The following is a 3,431-nucleotide window of genomic DNA, read 5'->3' on the forward strand; positions in this document are numbered from 1 at the left end:
CCAACACACTAACTCCTATTCCCCCCCAATATCCAAGTAGTACAGACTTACCGTAAAATCTCTCCCCAAGAAAATTCCACAGCGCTCCAAAAACCGCACTCACAAGCACAACTATACCTAAACTCAACAAAAAATCCATAACCTTCACCTCTTCAGCCTATTACTGTAATTTTAAATGAAAAAACAACCACTTGAGAAATTATTACACTCTACAACAATAAATCTCCATTAGGCAAATAGGCAAGATTCTAAACATCTTACCCACTCAATTCCTCTGTTCAAATCTAACAATTAGGTATAGTTTTTCTCTTATTTCTCTCGCAGTCCCTGACGGGACTGGGTAAATATCCTTTTCAACAAGGAAACTTAGTATAAAGTGAAGTCTTGTAATTGAACAAACACCGTCTAGAACCGAATGAAGTAGGTAAGCAAAAAGTAGAGAGAAGGTAGACAAAAAGTTTAGAATCTTGTTTCCTTACCTAATGGAAATTGGAATTTGCCAAACTCTACTTCAACAACTGGACAAATGAGATTAGTTTCATTTAACTTAGAAACGGGGGAAGTTATGAAGAAAGCAATAGTAGCATTAGCCTCCGCTATGATTTTAAACCAAACTTTCGGACACAACATGCTATTTGATGTTGGAAAGGTTGAACTTGAGAAAGGCAACATACGAAATTTCGTTTTCAGCGACAGAGTTGACGGATATTACGAAGGCAAAACATTTTCCTACATAGGGGGTGAAGGATACAAAGTGAAAAACACCGTAGTGTTCAGAGACTTTGTATCAGTGCAAGGAGAAACTGTGCTAAATAGAAGAGAAGCTACAAAAGCTGTTTTATACCCCTCATTTTACGAAACCCACTTCCCTCAAGGTCTAGAAAGATTATTCATCATCCAACATAAGCAGTATGTTGTAATTCAGGTTGAATCTAAAGAACCCTCCAAGTTAGGAATAGTTCCTCTGCTGAATTGGTTTAAAAAAGATATACTAATAAAGACTACCACCAGTAACTCTGTTGTCATTGAAAACACAAAGATAAAAACTTCATCTGTTCCATCGTATGTAGCAATATGCTCGGATAGAGAAATATCTCTCTTCCAAGATCCTACAAACATTCTAAAGGAAGTAAAGGTATCACCAAACTTTGGAAATGCTGGTCTACTGCAAAGTAGAGACAACATCACCAAAATTTCATTTGTCATCACCTTTTCAACAAATAGTGAAGAAGCACTTAGGGAAGCTGAAAAAGTATCCAAGAGTATTGATAACTTTCTTGAAGAGTATAAAAAAGAATTGTCAGGTAGAATTTTAGGTAGTTTTTTTGAGACTAACCTCAAGGAAGCAATAGATAAACAGATGTATTGGGTATTGTACTCAAGTGATGGATTTATTGTGGAAGAGTTTGGCAAAGGCATATGGGCTGGATTACCATGGTTTAAAAATAACTGGGGCAGAGATACTTTCATATCACTACCAGGTTGCTCACTAGTTAACGGAAACTTTGAGGATGCAAGAAAAATAATCCAGAACTTCGCAATGTTTCAGGACAGAGGAAACTTATCAATTGAGATAACATCCCAAGATGAAGAACTACTAAAGCAAGTTATCCAAGATATAAGAAATATTTATAAGTTCATAGGTGTTAGAAAAAGCGGTAATAAGGTATTCATCACCGTTCCATCGTATATGTTCACAAAGGCTTTTTCATCAAAAGATGAACTTATATCCAAATCAAAAATCCTCAGAGACAATATTGATAAGTTTGAGATAAAAGAGTCACTGTCAAAGTCTAGAACCTTCGGAAGAGTGCCAAATTTAGTCTCTAGCGAAACCTCAGTCCAGTATAACACTGCTGATGGAACCCCTTGGTTTATAAGAGAAGTTATGGACTATATAAACTACTCCGGAGATATGGAATTTATCAAAGAGATCTATCCTGTTGTCAAGGTAGCAATAGATGGTGCTATTGAGAACTTTGTTGACTCTGATGGACTTTTAACACACGACGATGCGGATACTTGGATGGATGCTAGAATTGAAGGTAAGGAAGCATGGTCTCCAAGGGGGAATAGAGCCGTTGAAATTCAAGCTCTCTGGATCACTTCACTTGAAGTTGGTATATTTATGGCTAAATACGCCAACGATACGGAATCTGCAATCAAGTGGCAGAAACTTCACACAAAAGCAAAAGAGAATTTTGTAAAGCTCTTCTGGGATGAAAACAACAAAAGAATAGCAGACAGAATAAGAAAAGATGGTTTTAAGGATTTTAAAGTAAGACCAAACATGCTTATGACAATCACAGTTCCTTTTGGTGAAAGCATAGTTGGTGAAGACAGGGAAGCATACATTCTCAAAAATGCTGTTAGCGAATTACTCTACCCCTATGGTATAGCATCTTTGTCCCAAAACGACGAATTTTTCCATCCTTGGCACGAAAAATGGGAGCTTTATCACAAAGACTCCGCATACCACAATGGAACCGTATGGCTGTGGAACACAGGTTTCACCATCCTCTCCCTACTCAAGTTTGGATACAAAGATTTAGCATTCTCACTGTTTACAAACACATTGGACCAAGTCATAAACGAAGGATATGTTGGAACATTAAGCGAACTTATTGATGCTATACCCCAACCCAATGGCAAGATAAAGCTATCTGGCACTTATTCCCAAGCCTGGAGCGTAGCAGAAATAAGCAGAGCTTGGTATCAAGGCTTTATAGGATTTAACCCAAGACTAAGCGAAAACAAGATAATTCTATCCCCTAGCCTCCCTAGCGAAGTAAAACAATTAAAAACATCCCTCAAGTTCGGTAATAACGAATACCTCAATATTGAGGCAAATATCTCAGAAGTGCTAGAAACTTACAAACTATCTATAAGCAATAGCAGTAGAGCACCTAAATTGGTCTTTGTCTTCACTGACAATAGGGGCAACAAACACTCATTCAGCATTGACTCATTCAGAAAAGCGGAAATAGAAGTTGACAAGAGGAAAACAAGTGTAAGTGTCAACAAAAAAGCGGTAAAATGCACTGTTTCCAAGGGCTACAAAGATGAAATAGGTAAACTAAATTTCGTTACCCCATCTATACCAGAAAGCAATAACGTCCAAAGAGAAAAAGACTATCTTAAAAAGAAGATTCTCAGTAGGGAGTGGTATTAGAGTTACCGTTTTTGAAAGTAAGTAAACTAGGTGTTATAATATTTGTGAAAGTTTATGGAACTCTCAAAAGAGAGCACAGTTAGGCTCTTGTCATACTACAAGAAAGGACTATCATTCTACAGAAACAGAGACTTTACCACTGCAATCCAGTACTTCTCGGAGTGTCTCAGGATAAATCCTGAAGATGGACCTTCAAAAGTCTACCTAGAAAGATGTAAGGAGTATTTGCAAAATCCACCCCCACCTGACTGGGACGGTG

At 37.5% G+C, this 3,431-nt stretch carries 2 protein-coding genes; both read left to right on the forward strand.

The window, feature by feature from the left end:
- Positions 1 to 565: 565 nt before the first annotated feature.
- Positions 566 to 3,172 carry an amylo-alpha-1,6-glucosidase gene (locus tag ABDH28_05105; protein MEN2998394.1) on the forward strand — a complete coding sequence of 869 codons (2,607 nt, stop codon included), beginning with the start codon at positions 566 to 568 and terminating at the stop codon, positions 3,170 to 3,172.
- 54 nt (positions 3,173 to 3,226) lie between these two features.
- Positions 3,227 to 3,431, forward strand: a 205-nt coding sequence (locus tag ABDH28_05110) for a tetratricopeptide repeat protein (GenBank protein MEN2998395.1), incomplete at its 3' end; no start/stop codon positions are given.

The sequence above is a fragment of the Brevinematia bacterium genome, assembly GCA_039630355.1.
Taxonomy (GTDB): domain Bacteria; phylum Spirochaetota; class Brevinematia; order DTOW01; family DTOW01; genus SKYB106.

Bases quoted from the DNA above. Each gene is read 5' to 3' on its own strand.
- ABDH28_05105 (MEN2998394.1), top strand. From the start codon at position 566: ATGAAGAAAGCAATAGTAGCATTAGCCTCCGCTATGATTTTAAACCAA.